The organism is Streptomyces sp. NPDC000941, from assembly GCF_053599555.1.
Genome location: NZ_JBSFMM010000122.1, coordinates 12,683 through 34,790, shown reverse-complemented (window position 1 = coordinate 34,790; position 22,108 = coordinate 12,683). Strand labels below are relative to the sequence as shown.

Annotated in this window: 18 protein-coding genes and 1 pseudogene; 15 read left to right on the top strand and 4 right to left on the bottom strand. The window is 71.6% G+C overall.

Translation table 11 applies throughout. The features are described from left to right. The 3 genes and pseudogenes from ACWDSL_RS32310 to ACWDSL_RS32300 form a co-directional block, all read left to right on the top strand. Positions 1-986, top strand: a pseudogene (locus tag ACWDSL_RS32310) (hypothetical protein); the annotation flags it as partial. Next, positions 976-2,028, top strand: coding sequence for a glycosyltransferase family 2 protein (locus ACWDSL_RS32305; RefSeq protein WP_450491515.1), 1,053 nt, complete (start codon positions 976-978; stop codon positions 2,026-2,028). The pseudogene ACWDSL_RS32310 and the gene ACWDSL_RS32305, both read left to right, overlap by 11 nt. Beyond that, complete coding sequence (locus tag ACWDSL_RS32300) at positions 2,025-2,969, top strand: hypothetical protein (RefSeq protein WP_450491513.1); 945 nt, start codon at positions 2,025-2,027, stop codon at positions 2,967-2,969. The genes ACWDSL_RS32305 and ACWDSL_RS32300 overlap by 4 nt, the downstream gene beginning before the upstream one ends. Here ACWDSL_RS32300 and ACWDSL_RS32295 read toward each other — a convergent pair. From ACWDSL_RS32295 to ACWDSL_RS32285, 3 genes are read right to left on the bottom strand one after another with little or no spacing between them, the layout of a single operon-like run. Beyond that, positions 2,944-4,440, bottom strand: coding sequence for a class I adenylate-forming enzyme family protein (locus ACWDSL_RS32295; RefSeq protein ID WP_450491511.1), 1,497 nt, complete (start codon positions 4,438-4,440; stop codon positions 2,944-2,946). The genes ACWDSL_RS32300 and ACWDSL_RS32295 overlap by 26 nt on opposite strands. Then, positions 4,427-6,037: an AMP-binding protein gene (locus ACWDSL_RS32290; protein ID WP_450491509.1), complete on the bottom strand. Its 1,611-nt coding sequence runs from the start codon at positions 6,035-6,037 to the stop codon at positions 4,427-4,429. Before ACWDSL_RS32290 ends, ACWDSL_RS32295 begins: the two co-directional genes overlap by 14 nt. Beyond that, complete coding sequence (locus ACWDSL_RS32285; RefSeq protein ID WP_089508721.1) at positions 6,030-6,278, bottom strand: acyl carrier protein; 249 nt, start codon at positions 6,276-6,278, stop codon at positions 6,030-6,032. Before ACWDSL_RS32285 ends, ACWDSL_RS32290 begins: the two co-directional genes overlap by 8 nt. A gap of 176 nt (positions 6,279-6,454) precedes the next feature. On the opposite strand from ACWDSL_RS32285, the gene ACWDSL_RS32280 reads away from it, so the two are divergent. The 12 genes from ACWDSL_RS32280 to ACWDSL_RS32225 all read left to right on the top strand — a co-directional run bounded on the left by ACWDSL_RS32280 (position 6,455) and on the right by ACWDSL_RS32225 (position 20,992). Beyond that, positions 6,455-7,174 (top strand): acyl-CoA dehydrogenase family protein, encoded by a 720-nt coding sequence (locus tag ACWDSL_RS32280; RefSeq protein WP_450491507.1) that lies wholly within the window; start codon positions 6,455-6,457, stop codon positions 7,172-7,174. Beyond that, positions 7,171-8,421 carry an acyl-CoA dehydrogenase family protein gene (locus tag ACWDSL_RS32275; protein ID WP_450491505.1) on the top strand — a complete coding sequence of 417 codons (1,251 nt, stop codon included), beginning with the start codon at positions 7,171-7,173 and terminating at the stop codon, positions 8,419-8,421. Before ACWDSL_RS32280 ends, ACWDSL_RS32275 begins: the two co-directional genes overlap by 4 nt. Positions 8,422-8,426: 5 nt before the next feature. After that, positions 8,427-9,572 carry a 3-oxoacyl-[acyl-carrier-protein] synthase III C-terminal domain-containing protein gene (locus ACWDSL_RS32270; protein ID WP_450491503.1) on the top strand — a complete coding sequence of 382 codons (1,146 nt, stop codon included), beginning with the start codon at positions 8,427-8,429 and terminating at the stop codon, positions 9,570-9,572. Beyond that, positions 9,559-10,854, top strand: coding sequence for an alanine racemase (locus ACWDSL_RS32265; RefSeq protein WP_450491501.1), 1,296 nt, complete (start codon positions 9,559-9,561; stop codon positions 10,852-10,854). Before ACWDSL_RS32270 ends, ACWDSL_RS32265 begins: the two co-directional genes overlap by 14 nt. 17 nt (positions 10,855-10,871) lie before the next feature. Further along, a complete protein-coding gene (locus ACWDSL_RS32260; protein ID WP_358633209.1) occupies positions 10,872-11,129 on the top strand; it encodes an acyl carrier protein in 258 nt (85 codons plus the stop codon). A 3-nt stretch (positions 11,130-11,132) separates the two neighbouring features. Then, on the top strand, positions 11,133-11,915 hold the full coding sequence (locus tag ACWDSL_RS32255) for a hypothetical protein (RefSeq protein ID WP_450491499.1): 783 nt from the start codon (positions 11,133-11,135) through the stop codon (positions 11,913-11,915). Positions 11,916-12,243: 328 nt separating this feature from the next. Then, positions 12,244-13,443, top strand: coding sequence for an ROK family transcriptional regulator (locus ACWDSL_RS32250; protein WP_450491497.1), 1,200 nt, complete (start codon positions 12,244-12,246; stop codon positions 13,441-13,443). 264 nt (positions 13,444-13,707) lie between these two features. Next, positions 13,708-14,811: a substrate-binding domain-containing protein gene (locus ACWDSL_RS32245; protein ID WP_450491495.1), complete on the top strand. Its 1,104-nt coding sequence runs from the start codon at positions 13,708-13,710 to the stop codon at positions 14,809-14,811. Between the two features lie 145 nt (positions 14,812-14,956). Continuing rightward, on the top strand, positions 14,957-15,745 hold the full coding sequence (locus tag ACWDSL_RS32240; protein WP_450491493.1) for an ATP-binding cassette domain-containing protein: 789 nt from the start codon (positions 14,957-14,959) through the stop codon (positions 15,743-15,745). Next, on the top strand, positions 15,742-17,031 hold the full coding sequence (locus tag ACWDSL_RS32235) for a sugar ABC transporter permease (protein WP_450491491.1): 1,290 nt from the start codon (positions 15,742-15,744) through the stop codon (positions 17,029-17,031). The genes ACWDSL_RS32240 and ACWDSL_RS32235 overlap by 4 nt, the downstream gene beginning before the upstream one ends. Positions 17,032-17,253: 222 nt before the next feature. Further along, positions 17,254-19,242, top strand: coding sequence for a 1-deoxy-D-xylulose-5-phosphate synthase (gene dxs, locus ACWDSL_RS32230; protein ID WP_450491489.1), 1,989 nt, complete (start codon positions 17,254-17,256; stop codon positions 19,240-19,242). 289 nt (positions 19,243-19,531) lie between these two features. Further along, a complete protein-coding gene (locus tag ACWDSL_RS32225) occupies positions 19,532-20,992 on the top strand; it encodes an amino acid permease (RefSeq protein ID WP_450491487.1) in 1,461 nt (486 codons plus the stop codon). A 61-nt stretch (positions 20,993-21,053) separates the two neighbouring features. Here the strand turns inward: ACWDSL_RS32225 and ACWDSL_RS32220 are convergent, their stop codons facing one another. After that, on the bottom strand, positions 21,054-22,091 hold the full coding sequence (locus ACWDSL_RS32220) for an ABC transporter substrate-binding protein (protein WP_450491485.1): 1,038 nt from the start codon (positions 22,089-22,091) through the stop codon (positions 21,054-21,056). Positions 22,092-22,108 lie beyond the last annotated feature (17 nt).

Here is a 22,108-nt window from a genome sequence, read left to right as displayed (position 1 = left end):
CGGCGCGAGGCGAGGGCGCGTCCGCCGGGGCCGCGCCCGCCAAGGCTGCGCCTGGCCACGCTGCGTCCGCCGAGGCCGTACGCGCCGCAGCCGCACCCACCGCGCCCTCACTCACCCCGCCCGTACCGCAGCCCGCCGACCTCGCCCAGACCGAGCGGTCCGAGATCGGGCAGACCGCGGACCGGCGCGCCGACGCTTACCAGCGCTCGCTGCTGCGGCGCGCGCCCCGGACCATGTTTCCCAACCGCCCCTCGACGCCTCCCACGACCGCCGGCGCCGCGGGGCCGCAGGGGTGGGCACACGGCGAGTTCCGGTCGGGGCGGCTGGAGGTGGCGGCGCGGGAGGTGGCCGGGCGCTGCCGGGCAGGCGAGGAGACCGTGTATCTCGCGGCCGTCGGCACGCTGCTGGCGCGCCGGGCGGGCCTGTCCCACTGCGTACTCAAGACGATCTTCGCGAACCGGATCGGCGCCGAGCGGCAGGCGATGGTGACCCCGCTCGCCTCGGATGTGCTGCTCTGCTTCGATGTCTCAGGGCCCTCGTTCGACGACTGCGTCCGCGCCGCCCACCTCGCCAAGCTGCGCGGATACGCCCGGGCCCAGTACGACCCCGCCCGTCTGGAGCGGCTGGTCGCGGAGGTCGGCCGGGAGCGCGGTGAGCAGCTGGACCTGTCGGTGCTGCACAACGACCTCGGCGCCCTCGCGCCCCCCGCGGCGGACGGCGGCCGCCCGGCGCGCGGTTCCGCCGCGACGGAGACCTCCTTCCGCTGGGCCGAGCCGTTCCGGCTGCCCTCGGTCAAGCTCTACTGCAGTGTGCGCACCACGGACCGCGGCGAGCGGGTGATCGGCCTGGCCGCCGACACCCGGTATCTGCCCGCGCCCGACCTCCGCGGGCTGCTGTACGGCGTGGAGGAGCTGGTGGTGAACGAGCACCAAGGAGAGACGCGGGACCGGGACGTCGACGAGCGGCTGTCGGCTCATGTCTCGTAACACCGTCGGGGTGGTGATCGCCGCGATGAACTCCGCGGAGTTCATCGACCAGGCACTCGGCTCCCTGGCCATGCAGACCACGCTCGCCGACCAGGTGGTGGTGGTCGACGACAACTCGGGGGACGACACCGTACGGCTGGTCGAGCGCTGGCGCGCCATCCTGCCGCTGACGCTGCTGCGCAACCACGGCCCGCGCCGCCTGGGGGTGTGGGGCGCACGGCGGGCCGCGATCGAGGCGCTGGAGACGGATCTGGTGCTCCAGTTGGACGGCGACGACGTCATACTGCCGCACCACGTCGCCGCGATGAGCGAGACGTACGCGGCCGCGCCCGGCCTGATCAGCCCGCGCCCGCTCACCTGGACCGGCCAGGGCCCCTTCCGCCCCGCCACGTACACCAAGGGCGGGCTGCCGGTCCCGGGCGATCAGCTGATCCAGCTGCTGGCGCAGAACTACGTCGTCGTGGGGTCGTTGTTCGCGCGCGAGCTGTACGAGCGGATCGGCGGCTACCGCCATGTGGCGTACGGCGAGGAGTGGGACCTGTGGCTGCGGCTGGTGGCGGCCGGGGCGCGGGTGAGCAAGCCGGACGAGCCGTCGTATGTCTACCGGGTGCGGGCCTCCAGCTATGCGGGGGGTTTCGCCCGGAACGAGGCGGAGACCGAAGTGCTGAACCGATTCCTTGAGGAAGCCGGGCACCCCGTCCACCGGCAGGCGGTGAAGGTGGCCCTGCTGCAGCGTACGGGCCTCGCCGCGCTCGGCGCGCTCACGCCGGTGAGCGGCCCGCTGCCCGAGCCCGTACGGGCCTTCGCCGCCGGGCATGAACGGCCCCTGACGCGGGCGTACCGCGATCAGGACCTGGGCTGGGTCCTCGCCTTCGACTCCGAAGTGGCTGTCACCGACGACCACGCCCGGGTGATCGTGCACGTCGTCGAGAAGGACGGGAACTACGAGGCCGTGGAGATAGCCGATCCGCTGATGCGCCGCGACGCGTCCTCGCTGCGCGACATCCTGCGCGGCGAGCGCGGCGAGCGAGGTGAGCGATGAGCCGCGAGCAGGCGGTCAAGGAGGTGTTGGAGCGGGCCGCGCGGGTCCCGGACCGCTTCCGGCGGTTCGAGGTGGGCGCCGAGACCGCGGCCCGGGTGCACCGGATCGACGGGGCGCTGCTTGACGAGGCGCTGGACCTCGGCCTCGCATACGAGGGGAGCGGCGCGGACCGCCGCTTCGACGACTTCGATCTGAAGAACCTCGGCCTCGGCCTGCGCATCCCGTCCCCCGCCTGGCTTCAGGTGCGGCTATCGGCCCAGCCCTTCAACGCGGAGGCGGTCGCCACGACCACCTATCGGACGCGGTTCCAGGGGCGGGTGGGCGGCGAGGTCCTGGAGCCCTCGCCGCAGCTCGCCTCCGGGGTGGTGGACGGCACGCTGCGGCGGATGGGGCCCGATGTGTTCGAGGCGGATCTCCACGTGTCCGCAGGCGAAAACGCGCCGGATGCGGACAAGGGCGCGGCCGACTGCGCTCGGGAACTGGGGCCGGTGCTGCCGGAAGCCGCATGGCTCGAGTACTACCTCGTGCCCGACGAACTCCGCGACGACGTCGGCTTCGTACGGGAGACCCGGCTGGCCGACTGCCGCGCCGGCACCACCTACCTGGCGCACGTGGCGGCAGAGGCCGGGGCGGCCGTGCGGCCGGCCGGCGGGCTGCTGCTGGCCGGCGCGTTCCCGCTGCCGCACGCCTGGCTCGAGGTGCGCCGCGGCGATCGCTGGCTGCCCGCCGATCCGTACTACCTCATCAGCATGGCCGGATACGGGCTGCTCGACGGCGAGCGATGGCCGCCGCACCGGTCGGTCGCGGGGACGGTGTGGAAGATCTGCGGCCCCTACGCGGATCTGTGCTTCCTGGCGACGGCGAGCGACGGCCCGAGCGACGGCCCGAGTGGCGGGCGGCCCGTGAAGACCTCCGTCAGGATTCTGCGGCGATCGACCTGAGCGCCTTGCGGTCCGTCTTGCCGTTGCCCGTGAGCGGCAGCTCCGGGACCACCAGACAGCGGGCCGGGACCTTGTACGCCTCGATCTCCGCCTTGAGCGCGGCCAGCACCTCACCGGGGCGCAGCGAGGAGCCCGCCACGCACAGCACCGCCTCCTCGCAGTCCCCCGACGGCGGCAGGACGGCCGCGCCGCGCACCCCGGGCACCCGGCGGGCGGCGGTCTCCACCTCCTCGGCGCTCACCCGGAACCCGCGCTGCTTGTACAGATCGTCGCGGCGCCCGGAGAAATACAGATAGCCGTCCTCGTCCAGCCGGCCGAAGTCCCCGGTGCGCAGCTCGGGAAAAAGCCCCTCGGCGCGCGGGAACCGCTGTGCGGTCTGCTCCGGCCGCCGCCAGTAACCCGCCATCACATGCGGGCCGCGCACCACGATCTCGCCCACGGTGCCCGGCGCCGCCCGCCGCCCCCGCTCGTCCACCACCAGGACCTCCGTACCGGGCAGCGCCCGCCCGCACGCGCCCGGTCTGCGCAGATCCTCGTCCGGCGGCATGATGGCCACCCGCTTGCACTCCGTCAGGCCGAACATCAGCTGCACCCGCAGCCCGGGCAGCGCGGCGCGCAGCCCGGCCAGCACCTGCGGGGGCATCGCGGAGCCGGTGTTGGTGAGCAGCCGCAGCCGTACGCCGTCGGCGCCGTAGCGCGGCAGCATACGGGCCAGGCCCTGCGCGAGCGACGGGACCACGGGCAGCACGGTGGCCCCGGAGCGGCGGAGGTTCTTCAGCAGGATGAGTCCTACGTCCGAGGTGCCGCCGAGCCAGAGGTGGGCGCCGGCCAGAGTGCTGAGGAAGAGCTGGTAGAGGCCGTAGTCGAAGGAGAGCGGCAGCGCGCAGTAGACGACGTCGTCGGTGCGGTACGCGAGCTCGCCGTGGATGGCCCCGGCCGCGAACAGCAGTTGGGCGTGGGTGGATACGACGGCCTTGGGCGGACCGGTGGAGCCCGAGGTGTAGATGAGGCAGACGGGGTCGACGGACAGCGGGCCGGTGGTCTCCCACGGGTCCTGGCCATCTCCGCTGTACTCGTCGTCCTCATCCAGGAGCGGTGGGCCGTCGTCCGCGGTGACCAGGAGGGCCGCCTGGCTGTCCTCGCGGACATGGGCGAGGGCGGGGCCGCGTACCTGCTCATGCAGTACGCAGAACGCGGCCCCCACCCGCGAACAGCCGTACACCAGCGCCGCCATCGGGAGTCCGGACGGCAGGGCCAGCAGCACCCGGTCGCCGCGCCCGGCGCCCCGCTCGCGCAGCCACCCGGCGGCCCGCAGCGAGGCCGTGCGCAGCCGGGCGTAGTCCCAGGTCAGCCCGGCGTGAGTGAGAGCCGGGCGGGTGGGGTGGCGGCGGGCCGCCGCGTCGAGCAGATCGTGCAGTACGGCCGACGGCCCGAACTCGGGGTCGCCGGTGGGCAGATCACCGGCGGGCATTCCGCGCTGCCTCCTGCGCGGCCTCCGCGGCCAGCGCCTTGCGGTCGATCTTGCCGTTGGCGTTCAGCGGGAACCGCGCCACCTGCTTCAGGACGCGCGGAATCGCGGCCCGGGGGAGCAGCTTGCCGAGTTCTTCGACGACCGGCCCCCGCTCGGTGGCGGCCCCGGTGTAATAGGCGTGCAGGGCATGGCTGTTGCCCGCGGGCACCGCCACCACCACCGCCTCGTCCACCCCCGAGCAGCGCCGCAGCGCCCACTCCACCTCCGGGATCTCCACCCGTACGCCCCGGATCTGCACCTGGTGGTCGAGCCGGCCCGAGTACAGCAGGGTGCCGCCGGGGGCCGTGGTGACCAGGTCGCCGGTGCGGTACCAGCGTTCGCCGTCGAGGTCGAGGAAGCGCCCGGCGTCGTCCGCCGGATCGAGATAGCCCGCGAACATCTGCGGCCCGGTGACGCACAGTTCGCCCCGCTCCGGATGCCGGTTCCCCTCCGCGTCGAGGAGCGTGGCGCGCATCCCGGGGTGGAGCCGGCCCATGGGCACGCCGCCGTGCGCCTCGGGGTGTGGGACGTCGGTCGCGCGCCACTTGTGGACGGTGACGTTCATGGTGACTTCCGTGGGCCCGTACAGGTTCACCACGGTGGATCCGGGGGCGGCCCGCTGCCAGTCGGCCGCGTCGTGTTCCATCAGCGCCTCGCCCGCGAAGAAGCTCCAGCGCAGGCCGGGCATGGCCGCGTCGGTGAGCCGCCGGGTCCTGCGGACGACGGAGATCGTGCTGGGGGCGGAGAACCAGACCGTAATGCCGAGTTCGTTCACCAGCGTGGGGAGATCGGCATAGCCGAGGCCGGGGACGTGGGCGACGCACGCCCCCGCGCTCCAGGCGCAGAACAGATCGAAGATCAGGGGGTCGAAGGTGATGTCGACCGTCTGTGAGAAGACGTCCAGCGGCCCGAAGTCGTAGAGGTCTCGCACACACCGCAGAAAGTGCTCGCCATTCCCGTGCGAGATGGGCACGCCTTTCGGGCGGCCGGTGGAGCCCGAGGTGAACATGATGTACGCGCGGTCGTCCGGTTCGACGCACCACGGCTCGAACGGCTCGAACGGCTCGGTCGCGCCCGGATTTTCCGCCGGGCCATTTCCGGCCGGGGCGCTTTCGCCGCTCTCTCCGGTATTTGTTCGTTCGGCATGCACGACCGGCGGATGATCCGTCAGCTGATCGAGGATCCGCGCACCCTGGTCGTCCACAAGGACCAGGGCCGTCTCGGCGGCCCGCAGCATGGCGTCGGTGCGTGCCGCGGGGAATTCCACATTCAGCGGCATCGCGGCGGCGCCCGCGTACATCGCGGCCAGGATGCCGATGTACGCCACCTCGCCGCGCGCCGCGAGGACGCCGACCGTGGTCGGCCTGCCCTTGGCCGCGTCCACCAGGGCCGAGGCCCAGGACAGCGCGGTCCGGTGCGTCTCGGCGTAGGTCCAGGTCCGCGCGCCTACCCGTAGCGCGATCCGGTCCGGATGGGCCCGTACCGAGGCCAGGAAATGGCCGTGCATACCCTGCCGGCCGCCCGGCCCGTCCCCGTCGGCCGGATGAGCGCTAGCCATGCGAGCTCACAAACTCCGTAAGTGTTCCCACGGTGGCGAAATGCTCCAGTTCCAGGCTTTCCGTATCGAATTCGGCGCCCGTCTGTGTCTCGATGAGCATGAGCAGTTCAATAACCGAGGTGGAATCGAGACCGAGGTCCTCGAAGAGCCTGGTGCCGGTGTCGACGCCGGGCAGCTCGCCGCGTCCCAAAACTTGTCGCAGCGCCGCTAGAACGCTCTGCTCGGCGGAGGACTTTCGCATGGTCCGGATCGAAGTGGATACGCCATCAGGTGTCAAGGTCTTGACGTGGATCTTGGTGGCTCCTAGGGTCTTGCCGCACGATTGACCATCACCGGGGGCCGGGGTATATGGGGTTGGGGGATATGGCGGCAAAAGCTGCGGAATTGTCCTCCGCGGACCCCGGAGTGAACCCAGGAGTGGAGCCCGGAGCGGACCCCCTCTCCGCCGCGTTGGACGTCTTGCGCACGGCCCGCGAGAGCGGCCTCTCGGCGGCTTTGGCCGCCGCCGTGCGACACCTGGATTTCCTCGCGCCCTGCTCCGACAAGGGCTTTTGTGTGCTGCCCGACAGGTCGGCGGCCAGTTCCCCGGAAATACGCGGCTGGCTGATGGCGGGGCGCGTGGTGCCCGGCGAGCGGGTCACGGTACGGCCGGGCCCACGCCATGAGTTGGCCGAGCGCGAGGGTCTTGAGGTCCTTCAGGTCGTTCCCCGAGAAGGTCTCGACGGCGACGCGGGGCCGGAGCCCGACCAGCACGACCGGCTCGCGTTCGCCGGGACGCTGTTCGCCGCGCTGCGCGCCGGGCTGGCCGAGGCGCTGCTGGAGCGGGCCGTGGCGCATGTGGCGGGGCGGCGCTCCGGCGAACGACCGCTGATCGAGCGACAGTTGGTGCGCGCGAAAATCGCCGACTGTGTCGCCGCCGTCCGCGCCTGCGAGCTCCTGCTGACCACGTCCGGAGCCGATCCGTACGCCGCACCCGAACTGCACCGGCGCCTCGACGCGGCCGACGCTGCCCTGACGAACCTCTTCGGCGGCGCCGGCTATCTGGCCGACCACCCCGTGCGCTCCCTGCACGTCGCGGCGTACGTCGGCAGCCTGTGGGTGGCGCCGCCGCAGGACCCCGAACAGGAGTGGTCGTGACGGCCCTGGCCCTGGATGCCGAGGACCCGGTCCTGGACGCCGCGCACAGCCGTATGCGCGCCCGTGCGCGCGAGGTCGCCCCCGCGCTGCGGGAGGCCGCACTCGCCATCGACGCCGACCCGTCCCGTATGGACGACCACCTCGACAACCCCGCCTTCCGCCTCTTCCGCGCCATGGGCATCCCCGAGCGGTTCCAGGACGAGCGGTACCGGGCCGAAGTGAAGGGCCTGCCACGGGACTTCCTCGCGCAGATGATCTGCTCCATGGAGCTGGCGCGCGGCGACGCGGGCGCCATGTTCGCCGGCCCTGCCCCCGCCCTCGCCGGCGTGGTCGTCCGCACCCTCGGCGACGAACGGCAGCAGGCCGCGTTCTACGAGCGCGTCGCCGACGGCGTGACCTGGGCGTTCTGCGCCATCACCGAGCCACAGGCGGGCAGCGACGCCACCAGGATGCAGACCGCGCTCACCCCCGCCGACCCTGCCGACCGGAGCGGCGACTGGCTGCTGAGCGGCGCCAAGAAGTACGTCGGGAACGGCTCGCGCGGCGGCGTCGGGGTGGTCTTCGCGCAGACCGGCAACTCGCCGCTGAGCGTACGCGCCGCGCTCCTGGAGCTCCCGGCGCCCGGTGCGCACGGCGCGGCGCTGGACATGATCGGCCTGCGTGGCGCGCGTATCAGCGAAATGACCTTCCACGAGGTACCGATCGCCCGGGACCGGCTGCTCGGCGCCCAGCTGCCCGCCACCCGCCGGGGGATGTGGGGCGCGGTCACGGCCTTCTACGGCGCGCGCGTACAGATCTCCGCGACCGCCGTCGGGCTCGCCGCGGCGGTGTACGACTACGTACGCGCCGAGCGCCGGACACCGGCCCCGGCCGCCGAGCGGCGGGTGCTGGAGACGGCCGCGCTGCGCATCGCGGCCGCCGCCCGGCTCGTCCACCGCACCGCGCTCCTCGTCGAGGCGGACCAGGGGCGCGGTGACGCCTCCGCCCTGTGCAAGCTGGAGGCGGTCCGCCTGGTCGGGGACGTCACCCGCCGGCTGCCCGCGCTCCTCGGGCGCGGCGCGCTGCTGGACCATCCGCTGCTGGAGAAGTGGGTCCGCGACGCCGCCGCGCTGGAGCTCATGGAGGGCACCAGCGATATCCAACGGCTCCGGCTGGCACAGGACTTCGCGCGGTCGGGCGCCGTGCCCGCGGGCGGCGATCCGGTGCCCGCGGGCGGCGACGGCGTGCCCGCGGGCGAGGGCGGGTGACGCCGATGCGTCTGGGGCCCGTCGGCACCTTCGTCCCGCACACCGCGCTCACGGTCGCGGACGTCACCGCGGGCGCCGGGCTCCCGGACGCCAAGGCCCGCTTCTACCGCGACTACCTCGGCTTCCGCGATATCCCCCGGAGCACCGGCCATTCGCTCGCCGACATGCTCACGGCGGCGGGCCGCGAGGCGCTGCGCGGCACGGACCCGCGCGAGATACGCCAGGTGCTGTACGCGCGGATCGGCGAGGAGGCGGGCCCGGCGGAGGGCCGGCCAGAGGGCCCGGCGGGGGCCCCGCTGCTCGACGGCGTCCGCACCGCCCTCGGCCTCGACCACGCCCCCGCCTTCGCGGTCGGCCAGATGAACTGCGCCGCCGGGCTGTTCGCGCTCTTCCTGGCCGGACAGCTGCTCACGCCCGCCGAAGGGGCGCGACCCTGTCGAAAGGGAGAGCGCGCGGAGGCCCCGAGGAACGAGGGGTCGAGCACGGTCGACCGTCGACAGGGGCTGAGGCGCCCCTGGGGGCACCTCCCAGCGGTAGCTGGGGGAGAATCCAGCTTTCAAAAAGAGCCCGGCGGCAGCGCGCTGCTGCTCACCGGCGACCGGGTGGCCCGCCCGGAGCGGGGGGTCATCCCCGGGATCGCGGTCGTCGCCGACGCCGCCGCCGCGTGTGTGGTGGGCCCGCGGGTGCCGGGCGATCTGCTGCTGGGCTCCGCCTTCCGTACGTACGGGCGGTTCTACCGCAGCCTCGGCGGCCAGGACCCCGACCGGGAGCGCGAGTACACCCGGTTCTACGCCCCCGCCCTCGCCGCCGTGATCCAGGAGGCGCTGGAGGAGGCGGGCACCGGGCTCGACGGCGTACGGTGGATCGTCCCGCACAACGTCAACCGCCTGTCCTGGAAAGGCGTGGCCAAGGAGCTGGGCATCCCCTTCTCCCAGATCTTCCTCGACAATCTGCCCCTTCTGGGCCACGCCAACTGCGCCGACCCGTATCTCAACCTCGCCTCGCTGCGCGCCTCCGGGCGGCTCGCGCCGGGCGACCGGTATGTGCTGGCGACCGTCGGGCTCGGCGCCACCTTCGGCGCCGTGGTCCTGCAACGAGAAGGCGAGCAAGGTGGGCGAGGGAGCGAGGGAGGACGCGATGGAGAGCTTTGAGGCCGTCCAGGGGATCCGGGCCGCGGATCTGGCGGACCACTACGGCACTCCCCTGTACGTCTACGACGGCGAGTTGCTGGCGGGCGCGGTCAGGTCGCTCGCGGAGGCGCTGCCGCGCCCCATGGAGATCTTCTACTCCCTGAAGGCCAACCCCAACAGCAGCGTCTGCTCACTGCTGTTCGCCCACGGCGCCCACGCCGAGGTCTCCTCGCTCGTCGAGCTGCGCACCGCCCGCACGGCGGGGGCCCGCCCCGAGAACATCATCTTCCTCGGCCCCGGAAAGAACGCCGACGACATCCGCGCCTGCGTCCAGAGCCGGGTGTACGCCATCGTCTGCGAGTCCTGGGAAGAGCTGGAGCTCATCGAGGCGACGGCGCGTCAGGCGGGGCTGCGGCAGCGGGTGCTGCTGCGGATCAATCCCTCGTTCGGCGGCGCCGGTTCGCGTCTTGCCATGGGCGGCAAGCCCCGGCAGTTCGGCATCGACGAGGAGCAAGTGCTCTCGGGCAAGGACCGGTTGAGCGCGCTCACGCACGCCGTACCCCTGGGCGTACACGTCTATCTGGGCACCCGGATCCTCGACGCGGCGGCGGTCGTGGAGAACACCGCCCAGGTGCTGGCGCTGGCCGAACGGATCGCGGCGGCCACGGGCATCGAGCTGGAGGCGGTGGACGTCGGCGGCGGGCTCGGAGTCGCGTACTTCGAGAACGAACAGGACCTCGACCTGGACGCGCTGCGCGCGGGACTCACCCCCGTCGTGGGCGACTTCGCGCGCCGCCATCCGCGCACCCGGCTGCTGCTGGAGTCCGGGCGCTTCCTCACCGCCCGCGCCGGGGCCTACCTGGTGCGGGTTCAGTACGTGAAGGAATCCCGCGACACGTGGTTCGCCGTCACCGACGGCGGTACGCACCACCACATGGCGGCGGTCGGCGTCGGCTCGTACGCCCGCCGTAACTTCCCCGTCGCGGCGGTCGCGGGTGACGGCGCGGGCGATGGCGCGGTCGGCGGCGCGGGACCCGAGCGCCGCTGGCACATCACCGGCCCGCTGTGCACCCCCGAGGACACCCTCGCCCGCGGCGTGCCCCTGCCCGACCTCGCGCCGGGCGATGTGCTGGCCGTGCTGCGGTCGGGCGCGTACGGCCCGACGGCGTCGCCCGGACTCTTCCTCAGCCATGGATTCCCGGCCGAGGTGCTGGTCCACGAGGGCCGCCCGCTGCTGGTCCGCGACCGGGACACCGCCGACGACCTGCTGCGCAAGCAGCGACACCACCAGTTCGTTCAGTAAGTGACGGGAGGCCCGGGATGGACCGCGCACAGATGGTCGAGACGATCGGCAAGGCGGTGGCCGCGATGGTGCCGTACTCCGACACCCCGGTGGACGAGGGCAAGCGGCTCTTCGAGGACCTGGGGCTCGACTCCACCAGCATCGTCGAGCTCATGATCGACCTGGAGGACAACGCGGGTGTCGTCGTCGACACGGACGCCATCGAACCGGACGTCTTCGAGACCGTCGGCTCGCTGGTCGACTTCCTGATGCGCGGCCTCCCGGCCGAGCGGTGAGGGATGGCGGATACGGGGGTGGCGGATACGGGGGTGGCGGCCGCGGGCGTGCCGGGCGCGGGGGTGGCGGGGCTGCGCCTGGGCGCGACCTGGGGGCTGGACTTCCCGGGGCCGCCCGGCGAGCGCTCCTTCGTCGCGATGGGCGGCGAACTGCTGGCGGGGGTGTCCGGCGGCGACGGGCAGCACGCCCCGGAGGCCTCGGGGCCGGGGCTGTCTCGGCCCCTGGACTATCTGGTGGTGGCCCACGAGGCGTATGACGCGGCCCCCGCCGGGCTGGCGGCCGGCTTCCTCGCCGAGGCATGCCCCGGCGAGCCGCGCGCCTTCTCGATCGCCGATCAGGGGATCGGCGCCCCCTTCAGCGGTCTGAAGATGCTCGACGGCATCCACCGGGGCGGGGGCCTGAGCGACGCCGCGCTGTTCGTGCTCGACCCGGCGGCCGGGGTGGTGCTGGCCCTCGGCGGGACGGGCGGCTGGGCCCTGGAGGCGGTGGCGGAGGAGCGGGCCGGGGACGCGGCGGACTGCCTGCCGCTGCTCGGGCCGGCCGCGCGTGCCTCGTACGTCCTGGGCGACGGGCTGCGCGACCTGGCGGGCCCCCTGGAGGCGGCGGGGGCCACGGTACGGACCGCCGAGGCGGCGCACGGCTGTGCCGGGGTGTGGCGGGCGCTGCGCGACGCGGCGGCGGAAGCGGCAGGGGACGCGGCGGGGGAGGGCGCCGAGCGGCTGGTGATCGCGGACCGCGACCGGGGGCTGGGCCGGCTGCATGTCGCGGTGTTCGTCGGGGCATGATCGCCCGATCGCTCAGGTGTTGGACACCCCCTACCGCCTGGCGGCGACCGTCGTACGCTGGCGCGATATCGAGATTGTGTGTGCGGGGCACGGGAAGCCTCAAGTCACACCGACGCGGCGGAGCGCAACGGTCCGGCCTGGTACACACCAATCGATCAAGGAGTCGTCTCGGTTCCGTCATGGTCTGTCAAGGACTTGACGGGGGACAACCGAGGCGGCTCAGCTTAGAGTTCACATGTTGGAGACAAGCCGGGCCTCACTGCTGCGGCCCGGCCGGCGGAGCGGCGGTCGTGTCGCCCGTGGAAGCGTGGAGACAGGAGCGATAGGCGTGGAGACTCCGGGATCGCAGTCGTCGCTGCACCGGGCCAACCTCGAGCGGGTGGTCCGTGCGGTGCGCATGGCGGGTTCGCTCACCCAGGCGGAGATCGCCAGGACCACCGGGCTGTCCGCGGCCACCGTCTCCAATATCGTCCGTGAGCTCAAGGACGGTGGCACGGTCGAGGTCACCCCGACCTCGGCGGGCGGCCGCCGGGCGCGCAGCGTCTCGCTCAGCGGGGACGCGGGCATCGTAGTAGGCGTGGACTTCGGGCATACGCATCTGCGTGTGGCGATCGGCAATCTGGCCCATCAGGTGCTGGCCGAGGAGTCCGAGCCGCTGGACGTGGACGCCTCGGCCTCGCAGGGCCTGGACCGGGCGGAGCACCTGGTCAGCAGGCTGATCGCGGCGACCGGCATCAGCCAGGACAAGGTGGTCGGGGTCGGCCTCGGCGTACCGGCCCCGATCGACGTCGAGACGGGCACGCTCGGCTCGACCGCGATCCTGCCCGGCTGGGCGGGCACCAATCCGCGCGACGACCTGGCCCAGCGCCTCGGCGTGCCCGTGCATGTGGACAACGATGCCAACCTGGGCGCGCTCGGCGAGCTGGTGTGGGGGGCCGGGCGCGGGGTGGCCGACCTCGCGTACATCAAGGTCGCCGACGGTGTCGGCGCGGGCCTGGTGATCAGCGGGCATATCTACCGCGGGCCCGGCGGTACGGCCGGGGAGATCGGCCACATCACGCTGGACGAGTCGGGCCCGGTGTGCCGCTGCGGCAACCGCGGCTGCCTGGAGACGTTCACCGCGGCCCGGTACGTGCTGCCGCTGCTGTACTCCAGCCATGGCACGGACCTGACCGTGGAGCGCATGGTGCAGCTGGCCCGGGACGGCGACCCCGGCTGCCGCCGGGTGATCGCGGACGTGGGGCGGCACATCGGCAGTGGCGTGGCGAATCTGTGCAATCTGATCAACCCGAGCCGGGTGGTGCTCGGCGGCCATCTCGCCGAGGCGGGGGAGCTGGTGCTCGGCCCGATCCGGGAGTCGGTCGCGCGGTACGCCATCCCGAGCGCGGCCCGCCGGTTGTCGGTGATGCCGGGGGCGCTGGGCGGCCGGGCCGAGGTGCTGGGCGCGTTGGCGCTGGTGCTGAGCGAGATGGGCGACTCGACGCTGCTCGACGGCGCCCTGTCGGCGGGCACCCCCGCCCTCACCTGAGCCGGGCCGCCGGCCCGATCGCTTGACCGGCTTCACCGCCGGAACGAGCCGGGGATCCGGGCGCTGATTGTGCCCGGATTCCCGGCTTTTGTGCCTGGTCTGGACCAGATCACGCTGCGTTCACCGCTGCGTTCACTCAGATAACGAATGGCACCGTTGCCATCTCGTTAAGGATTTACTTCTTGACGTCATGCGGGCGGCCGAGTTGACTTCCAGCCACCTCGGCCGCAACGACGCGGCCTCGTCAGGGAGGTCACCCCCAACATGAACGCAACGATGCGTCGCGTCGTCGTCGCCACGGCCGCCGTCACGATGGCCGTCTCGCTCGCCGCCTGTGGCTCCGCCAAGGAATCCGGCGACAACAAGGACAAGGGCGACAAGAAGAAGACCGGCCCCCTCACCATCGGCCTGCTCCTGCCGGAAGACCAGACCGCCAGATACGAGGCGATGGACCACCCCCTGATCGAGAAGGAGATCAAGGCGGGCTGTGCGGACTGCAAGATCGTGTACGCCAACGCCAAGTCGGACACCTCGGTCCAGCAGCAGCAGGTCGACTCGATGATCACCAAGAAGGTGGACGTGATCATCCTCGACTCGGTGGACTCCAAGGCCATCTCCAGCTCGGTCAAGAAGGCCGACGAGGCCGGAATCCCGGTCGTCGCCTATGACCGGCTCGCCGAGGGCCCGGTCTCCGCGTACACCTCGTTCGACAACGAGACGGTCGGCAAGGTGCAGGGCCAGGCGCTGCTCAAGGCGCTCGGCAGCAAGGCCAAGTCCGGCAAGGTCGTCATGCTCAACGGCTGGGAGGCCGACCCGAACGCGGCGCTGTTCAAGAAGGGCGCGCTGTCGGTTCTGGAGGGCAAGGTCGACATCGGCAAGACGTACGACATCGACCGCTGGCTGGCGGATGAGGCCAACAAGCAGATGACCGGTGCGATCAACTCGCTCGGCAAGGACAAGATCATCGGTGTCTACTCGGCCAACGACACCATGGCCGGCGGCGCGATCTCCGCGCTCAAGGCCGGTGGCGTCGACCCGCTTCCCCCGGTCACCGGGCAGGACGCGGAACTCGCGGGCGTCCAGCGGGTCCTGGCGGGCACGCAGTACATGAGCGTGTACAAGCCGTACGGCCAGGAGGCGGCGGCCGCCGCGAAGATGGCCCTCGCGCTCGGCCGCGGTGAGAAGGTCCCCGCCGAGGCCACGGCCGACAGCCCGACCAAGAAGGGGATCCCGGCGACGCTGATCCCGCCGGTGTCGATGACCAAGGACAACATCAAGGACACCGTGGTCAAGGACGGCCTCTACAAGGCCTCCGACATCTGCACGGCCAAGCTCAAGGCCGCGTGCGACGAGCTCGGCATCAAGTAGTGCGCCGCCGGCCGCCCGTGAGCCACGGGCGGCCCGCCGCTGCTTGTCGTGTCGACACCACCACAGCCCCCACAAGAAGGCGAGAGGAGAGGGCGCTCTCTCCTCTCCGTAACACCGCAGGGGTCCACCCCTGCTCAGATCGGAGATGGCCATCGTGCCGAATGAACCCGTGTTGGCGTTGCGCGGGATCTCCAAGCGGTTCGGCGCCGTCCAGGCGCTGACGGACATAGACCTGGAGGTCCGCGCCGGTGAAGTGGTCGCCCTGGTCGGCGACAACGGTGCCGGCAAGTCGACCCTCGTCAAGGCGATCGCCGGAGTAGGCCCCGCCGACGAGGGCGTCGTGACGTGGGAGGGCAGGCCGGTCCAGGTCAGCCGCCCGCACGACGCCCAGGAGCTGGGCATCGCGACCGTGTACCAGGACCTCGCCCTGTGCGACAACATCGACGTGGTCGGCAATCTCTTCCTCGGCCGCGAGATCCTGCGCGCCGGGGTGCTCGACGAGGTCGAGATGGAGCGCCGCGCGCGCGAGCTGCTGGAGACCCTGTCCATCCGCATCCCCAGCGTGCGGATCCCGATCGCCTCGCTCTCCGGCGGCCAGCGGCAGACCGTCGCCATCGCCCGCTCGATGCTCGGCGAGCCCAAGCTGGTCATCCTCGACGAGCCGACCGCGGCCCTGGGCGTCGAGCAGACCGCGCAGGTCCTCGACCTGGTCGAGCGGCTGCGCGAGCGCGGCCTCGCGGTGATCCTCATCAGCCACAACATGGCCGACGTGAAGGCCGTGGCGGACCGGGTCGCGGTGCTGCGGCTCGGCCGTAACAACGGCACCTTCGATGTGAAGACCACCTCTCAAGAAGAGATCATCTCCGCCATCACCGGCGCCACGGACAACGCCGTGACCCGCCGCAAGGCGCGTAACGCGGAGGTCGCCAAGTGACCACCAAGATCGACGAGACCAATGGCGGCGACACCGAGGACGTGGCCCCGGTCGCCAAGGACGCGGTCACCGCGGTCGACCCCCGGCTGCTGGTGCGCCAGGAGGGCTTCAAGGGCTACCTCCAGGAGTTCGGCCGCAAGCTGCGCAGCGGTGACCTGGGCGCGCTCCCGGTCATCGTGGGCATCGCCGTCATCTGGGTGGTCTACCAGGTGAAGGACGACGCCTTCCTGTCACCCAAGAACCTCTCCGACCTGTCGATCCTGATCGTCGGCACCGGCATGATCTCGGTCGGCATCGTCTTCGTGCTGCTGCTCGGTGAGATCGACCTGTCCGTTGGCTCGCTCAGCGGGCTGGCCGCGAGCACCATGGCGGTGCTCAACATCAGGCACGGGGTGCCCGAAGTGCTCGCCGTGGTCATCGCGCTGGCCCTCGGTGCCGCGCTCGGTGCGCTGCACGGCTTCTTCTTCGCCAAGATCGGCACCCCGGCCTTCGTGGTCACCCTCGCCGGTCTGCTGGCCTGGAACGGGCTGATGCTGCAGGTGCTCGGCACCACCGGCACCCTCGACCTCGACGACGACGGCTTTGTGCAGACCCTGTCCGGTCACTACTTCTCACAGCTGATCGCCGCGTACGGGGCGGCCACGGTCGCCGTGGCCGCGTTCTTCCTGGCCCAGTTCCTGGACGCCAGGCGCCGCAAGGCGGCCGGTATACCCTCCCGGCCGCTGAGCGAGATCCTGGTGCGCACCGCGGTGCTGGCCGTCATCGCCTACGCCGCGGCCTGGCGGCTCAACGAGTACAAGGGCCTGCCGCTGGCGCTCGTCATCTTCGTGGTGGTGCTGCTCGCCCTCGACTTCGTGGTGCGCCGCACCTCGTACGGGCGCAAGGTGATCGCGCTGGGCGGCAGCGTCGAGGCGGCCCGCCGCGCGGGCATCAATGTGGCGGCGGTGCGGATCTCGGTGTTCGCCCTGTCCGGGCTGATGGCGGCGTTCGGCGGAATCATGATCGCCTCCCGGATCGGCTCCGCGAGCCAGCAGGCCGGCACCGGCAACCTGCTCATGGAGGCGATCGCCGCCGCGGTCATCGGCGGCACCAGCCTCTTCGGCGGCCGCGGCTCGGTCTGGTCGGCGCTGCTCGGCATGCTGGTCATCGGCTCCATCGCGTCCGGTATGGCCCTGCTGGGTGTCGCCAACTCCGTGCAGTACATGATCACCGGTGCGGTGCTGCTGGCCGCGGTCGTGATCGACTCGGTCTCGCGGAGGACCCAGCGCTCGGCGGGACGCGGCTGAGCAAGGCCGCCCCGTACCCGCTGTGCCGTTTCTCACGTGCCCGGCACCGCCTCACGCAGGCGGTGCCGGGCACGCGTGTTCTGCCGCCGAACGCGTGACGCGTATCGCATGGACCGGGCCTTCGCCCGCCAGTCGGAACATTAGACTCAGGCGGACCGGCAAGGCTCGACAGGCACAAGTGCAACGACGCACGACGGCAAACTCGACAGCAAGGAGGCACGGGTGCTGCTGACCCACATCAGGGGACCGCGTGATCTGGACCGGCTCACTCTGGAGCAGCTGGACCAGCTGGCCGCGGAGATCCGCACCTTCCTCGTCGACGCCGTCTCCAAGACCGGTGGCCATCTGGGCCCCAACCTCGGCGTGGTGGAGCTCACCATCGCCCTGCACCGGGTCTTCGACTCGCCCCGGGACAAGGTGCTCATGGACACCGGCCACCAGTCCTATGTCCATAAACTCCTCACCGGCCGCCAGGACTTCTCCAAGCTCAAGAGCAAGGGCGGGCTGTCCGGCTACCCCTCGCGCGCCGAGTCCGAGCACGACGTCATCGAGAACAGCCACGCCTCCACCGTGCTGGGCTGGGCCGAGGGCCTGGCCAAGGCCAATGAGCTGCTGGGCAAGCAGGACCATGTGGTCGCGGTCATCGGCGACGGCGCGCTGACCGGCGGTATGGCCTGGGAAGCGCTCAACAACATCGCCGCGGCCAAGAACCGCCCGCTGGTCATCGTCGTCAACGACAACGAGCGCTCGTACGCGCCGACCATCGGCGGCCTCGCCAACCACCTGGCCACCCTCCGCACCACCGACGGCTATGAGCGCTTCCTGGCCCGCGGCAAGGACCTCCTGGAGCGCACCCCGGTCGTCGGCCGTCCGCTGTACGAGACGCTGCACGGGGCGAAGAAGGGGCTGAAGGACTTCATCGCGCCGCAGGGCATGTTCGAGGACCTGGGCCTGAAGTACGTGGGCCCGATCGACGGCCATGACATCGAGGCCCTGGAGTCCGCGCTGCAGCGCGCCAAGCGCTTCGGCGGCCCGGTCATCGTCCACTGCCTGACCGAGAAGGGCCGCGGCTACCAGCCCGCCCTCCAGGACGAGGCCGACCGCTTCCACGCCGTCGGCAAGATCCACCCGGACACCGGTCTGCCGATCTCGGAGTCCGGCGCCGACTGGACCTCGGTCTTCGCCGAGGAGATGGTCAAGCTCGGCCATGAGCGCGAGGACATCGTCGCGATCACGGCGGCCATGCTCCAGCCGGTCGGCCTGGACAAGTTCGCCAAGGCGTTCCCGGACCGGGTCTACGACGTCGGCATCGCCGAGCAGCACGCTGCCGTCTCGGCGGCGGGCCTGGCGACCGGCGGGCTGCACCCGGTCTTCGCCGTCTACGCCACCTTCCTCAACCGCGCCTTCGACCAGGTCCTGATGGATGTGGCGCTGCACAAGTGCGGGGTGACCTTCGTCCTCGACCGGGCCGGGATCACCGGTACGGACGGCGCCTCGCACAACGGCATGTGGGACATGTCCCTCCTCCAGGTCGTCCCGGGGCTGCGGATCGCCGCCCCGCGCGACGCCGACCAGGTCCGCGCCCAACTGCGCGAGGCCGTGGAGGTGGACGGGGCCCCGACGGTGGTGCGCTACTCGAAGGGCGCGGTCGGCCCGGCGGTCCGGGCAGTGGGCCGGATCGGCGGCATGGACGTGCTGCGCGAGCCCGCCCCGGCGGACGCGGACCGGCCGGATGTGCTGCTGGTCTCGGTCGGCGCGCTGGCCCCGATGTGTCTGGAGGTCGCCGACCTTCTCGACAAACAGGGCATTTCCACCACGGTGGTGGACCCGCGCTGGGTCAAGCCTGTGGACGAGGAGCTGCCCGCGCTCGCCGAGCGGCACCGCGTCGTGGTCACCGTCGAGGACAACATCCGGGTCGGCGGCGTGGGCTCCGCCATCGCGCAGGCGCTGCGCGACTCCGGAGTGGACATGCCGCTGCGCGACTTCGGCATCCCGCCCCGCTTCCTCGACCACGCCTCCCGCAAGGAGGTCATGGCGGAGATCGGGCTGACCGCCCCGGACATCGCCCGCCAGGTCACCGGCCTGGTCTCCAGGATCGGCGGACGATACGAGGACGAGTCGGTCGACCCGTCGCGGTCGGCCGCCGCGGCCGAGCCCGCCGGGGCGGGGGCGGCGGCGCAGTCCACCGCGGCCGGGCCCGTACGGGACTGACCCCCGCACCACCACCTCCGTACCACCACGTCCGGCCGGGCCGGTCGGGGCCGCCGCGCGACACGCGCGGTGCTCCGACCGGCCCAGTGCTTTTCCCGCCGCCGCGCCCCATCGGGTGAATCGGGAATGCCGGAGAGTGTGCACACATCCCGCATGCCCGGTAACCACAACGATGGCGCGCACGGGCAGGCGTGGAGGTGGCGCGGTGAACGGACAAGAGCCAGGCAGCGGAGGCGCCGGAAACAGGGCCGGAGGCAGGGGCCCCAAAGGACTCTTCCGGACGAAGTCCGTGGAGCAGTCCATCCAGGACACCGAGGAGCCCGAGCACGCCCTGACCAGGACGCTCTCCGCCCTCGACCTGACCGTCTTCGGCGTCGGCGTGATCATCGGCACCGGCATCTTCGTACTGACCGGAGCCGTGGCCAAACAGCAGGCGGGGCCCGCGACCGCGCTCGCCTTCGTGGCCGCCGGGATCGCCTGTGCGCTGGCCGCGCTGTGCTACGCCGAGTTCGCCTCCACGGTGCCGGTGGCCGGATCCGCGTACACCTTCTCGTACGCCTCGCTCGGCGAACTGCCCGCCTGGATCATCGGTTGGGACCTGGTCCTGGAATTCGCCCTGGCCACCGCCGTGGTGGCGGTCGGCTGGTCCGGCTATGTGCGCTCGCTGCTGGACAACGCGGGATGGCATCTGCCGGATGCGCTGTCGGGCCCCGATGTGGCACACGGCTTCGGCTTCGACATCCTCGCCTTTCTGCTGGTGCTGCTGCTGACCGGGATCCTGATTCTGGGCATGAAGCTGTCCGCGCACGTCACGGCGGTGGTGGTCGCCATCAAGGTGACCGTGGTGCTGCTGGTCATCATCGCCGGATCCTTCTTCATCGACGCCGAGAACTACCACCCCTTCATCCCGCCGGCCCGGGGGACGGTCACCAGCGCCGGGCTCAAGGCCCCGCTGATCGAGGTGATGTTCGGGTACGCGCCGACCTCCTTCGGCGTCCAGGGCATCTTCACCGCCGCCGCCGTGGTCTTCTTCGCCTTCATCGGCTTCGACATCGTGGCCACCACGGCCGAGGAGACCAGAAACCCGCAGCGGGACATGCCGCGCGGCATCCTCGGCTCGCTCGTCATCTGCACCGTGCTCTACGTCGCGGTGTCCGTCGTGGTCACCGGTATGCAGAAGTACACCGAGCTGTCGGTGGACGCCCCGCTCGCCGACGCCTTCAAGGCGACCGGACACCCCTTCTACGCAGGCCTCATCAGCTTCGGCGCGGCGATCGGGCTCACCACCGTCTGTCTGATCCTGCTGCTCGGGCAGACCCGTGTCTTCTTCGCCATGAGCCGCGACGGGCTGCTGCCCAGGGTCTTCTCGAAGGTGCACCCGAAGTACGCCACGCCGTACCGCTCGACGGTCGTGCTCGGCGCCGTCATCGCCGTCGTCGCCGGGTTCACCAGCATCTCCGAGCTGGCGGCGCTGGTGAACATCGGCACGCTCTTCGCCTTCGTCGTGGTCGCCCTCGGCGTCATCGTGCTCCGCCGCACCCGCCCCGACCTGCCCCGCGCGTTCCGCGCCCCCTGGGTGCCGGTGCTGCCGATCGCCTCGGTCGCCGCCTCGCTGTGGCTGATGCTGAACCTGCCCGCCGAGACCTGGGTGCGGTTCGGGGTGTGGATGGCGATCGGCTTCGTCGTCTACTTCCTCTACGGGCGCCGCCACAGCCGGATGGGCCGGGCCGCCGAGGCGGGGCGGAGCTGAGGCCCCGCCCCGGCCCGCGCTATCGCCGCGCGGTGAGGCACTGTTCCGTGGTCAGGCGCTGCTATGCGGTCAGGCGCTGTTCCAGGTCCGCCACGACCTTGTTCGCGGCCATCACCCCGAGGCCCAGGTACCAGGTCTCGTCCGGGACGTCGGTGGCGTGACCGGCCTTGACCGCCTTGAGGTTCTTCCACAGCGGGTTGCCCTGCGCCTTGGAGCGGTCCGTGGCCTTCGGGTCGCCGTAGACGCCGGTGAAGATGTAGTCGGCGTCGGCCTTGTCGATGTTCTCGGCGCTGATCTCGGTGGCGAGGTCTTCGACGTCCTGGTTCTTCGGCCGCGGAATGTGGGCGTCCTTCAGGATCGTGCCGATGAACGAGGCGTTGGCGTACAGCCGGATCACACCGTCGGGCATGAACCGGACCATGGAGACGGTCGGCTTCTTGGCACCCAGCTTGGTGTCCAGCGCCTCGACCTTCTTGTCGTAGTCGGCGAGTTCCGCCTTGGCCTCGGCCGTCTTGTCCAGCGCGGCGGCGTTGAGGAGGTAGTTCTGCTTCCAGGTGAAGCCGGGGCGGATGGAGAAGACGGTCGGCGCTATCTTCGACAACTCGTCGTACTTGTCCGCGGCGCGCAGCTGGCTGCCGAGGATCAGATCGGGCTTGAGCCCGGCGATCGCCTCGAGGTTGAGGTTGTTGATGGTGCCGACGTTCTTCGGGTCGCCCGCCTCCTTCTTCAGGTACGACGGGAGCTCCGGGGAGCCCTCGGTCGGCGCCAGGCCGACCGGCTTGATGCCGAGCGACACCACGTTGTCGAGTTCACCGACGTCCAGTACGACGACCCGCTTGGGCTGGGCCTTCAGCTCGGTCTTGCCCATGGCGTGGGTGATGGTGCGCGGCCACTGGCCGGCCTTGGCGTCCGTACCCATCGCGGCGGTCTTCCTGGCCGCGCTCGCGAAGTCCTTGCCGTCCTTGGACACGGACTTCTTGTCACCCTGCCCGCCGCTCCCTTCCTTCTCGCCGTCGGAGGAGCCGCCGCAGGCCGCGAGGGACAGCGCGGCGGCGAGAGCGAGGGCGACGGCGGCGGTACCGCGACGTCGAGGGGACATGGCAGGGCTCCTGTCAC

Coding starts and splice junctions, on each gene's coding strand:
- ACWDSL_RS32265 (WP_450491501.1), top strand. CDS start 9,559: ATGGAGAGCTTTGAGGCCGTCCAGGGGATCCGGGCCGCGGATCTGGCG.
- ACWDSL_RS32260 (WP_358633209.1), top strand. CDS start 10,872: ATGGACCGCGCACAGATGGTCGAGACGATCGGCAAGGCGGTGGCCGCG.
- ACWDSL_RS32240 (WP_450491493.1), top strand. CDS start 14,957: ATGGCCATCGTGCCGAATGAACCCGTGTTGGCGTTGCGCGGGATCTCC.
- ACWDSL_RS32255 (WP_450491499.1), top strand. CDS start 11,133: ATGGCGGATACGGGGGTGGCGGATACGGGGGTGGCGGCCGCGGGCGTG.
- ACWDSL_RS32245 (WP_450491495.1), top strand. CDS start 13,708: ATGAACGCAACGATGCGTCGCGTCGTCGTCGCCACGGCCGCCGTCACG.
- ACWDSL_RS32220 (WP_450491485.1), bottom strand. CDS start 22,091: ATGTCCCCTCGACGTCGCGGTACCGCCGCCGTCGCCCTCGCTCTCGCC.
- ACWDSL_RS32305 (WP_450491515.1), top strand. CDS start 976: ATGTCTCGTAACACCGTCGGGGTGGTGATCGCCGCGATGAACTCCGCG.
- ACWDSL_RS32300 (WP_450491513.1), top strand. CDS start 2,025: ATGAGCCGCGAGCAGGCGGTCAAGGAGGTGTTGGAGCGGGCCGCGCGG.
- ACWDSL_RS32285 (WP_089508721.1), bottom strand. CDS start 6,278: ATGCGAAAGTCCTCCGCCGAGCAGAGCGTTCTAGCGGCGCTGCGACAA.
- ACWDSL_RS32290 (WP_450491509.1), bottom strand. CDS start 6,037: ATGGCTAGCGCTCATCCGGCCGACGGGGACGGGCCGGGCGGCCGGCAG.
- ACWDSL_RS32270 (WP_450491503.1), top strand. CDS start 8,427: ATGCGTCTGGGGCCCGTCGGCACCTTCGTCCCGCACACCGCGCTCACG.
- ACWDSL_RS32295 (WP_450491511.1), bottom strand. CDS start 4,440: ATGCCCGCCGGTGATCTGCCCACCGGCGACCCCGAGTTCGGGCCGTCG.